Here is a 991-nt window from a genome sequence, read left to right as displayed (position 1 = left end):
AACTCGGTTGTGGCGCGCTTTGATGTGACGGATGCCGAGTGGGCGTTGATCGAGCCGTATCTGCCGGTGGCGGCTACCGGGCCGCTGCCTCGGAGGGTGCGTGATCAGTTCAATGGGATCCTGTGGCGGTTTCGTACCGGTTCTGGCTGGCGTGACGTGCCGGAACGCTACGGGCGCTGGTCGACGCTGTACTCCCGGTTCAGCGGCTGGGCCAAGGCCGGGGTGTTCCAGGCTCTGATGGAGGAGCTGATCGCCGAGGCGGCATCGCGGGGGCAGGTGGGGTTGGAGTTGGTCAGCGTGGACTCCACGATCGTGCGGGCGCATCAGGAGTCGGCCGGGCTGGCGATCGCCGGGGAGACCCTGGATGCGCTGGAGCAGGCGCTGACCGAGGAAAAGGGGGCTCCGCTTCCGGAGCAGCCACCGGTGCTGCGGGTCATGCGCCCCAGGTCACAGCCGGCGCAGACGATACGGGCGCGCCGCCGGGCCCAGATCGTGCCGCCACCCGGCGACGGCGCAAGGCCCGGGCCAAGGCTGCCGGGCTCGGCCGATCCCGGGGCGGGCTGAGCAGCAAAGTCCATGCCGCGGTCGACGCCGCGGGGCTGCCGCTGGTCTTCGTGCTCACGCCCGGCCAAGCCGCCGACTGCCCGCAGTTCATCACCGTCCTGAACAAGATCCGCGTTCCCGGTCCGGCCGGTCGGCCTCGTACCCGCCCGGCCGCGGTGGCCGCGGACAAGGCATACTCCTCCAAAGCCAACCGTGGCCATCTACGCCGCCGCCGGATCACCGCGATCATCCCGGAAAAGAGCGATCAGCAGGCCAACCGGAAGAAGAAGGGCTCAGCCGGTGGGCGGCCCGTCGACTTCGACCCCAAGCGCTACCAGCGGCGTAACGTCGTCGAACGCTGCTTCCAGAAGATCAAGACCTGGCGCGGCCTGGCCACTCGCTACGACAAGACCCCGCAAAGCTACGAGGCCGGCCTCCACCTCCGCGG

1 pseudogene is annotated in these 991 nt (G+C 69.6%); it reads left to right on the top strand.

The annotated features are described in order from the left end of the window. Positions 1–9: 9 nt before the first annotated feature. Positions 10–991 (top strand): annotated as a pseudogene (locus IEY87_RS45295) (IS5 family transposase); the annotation flags it as partial.

Origin of the sequence: Nonomuraea glycinis (genome assembly GCF_014646515.1) — a bacterium.
GTDB classification, from domain to species: Bacteria; Actinomycetota; Actinomycetes; order Streptosporangiales; family Streptosporangiaceae; genus Nonomuraea; species Nonomuraea glycinis.
The sequence above is the reverse complement of the archived record's forward strand: the minus strand, read 5'-3'. Positions and strand labels throughout refer to the sequence as shown.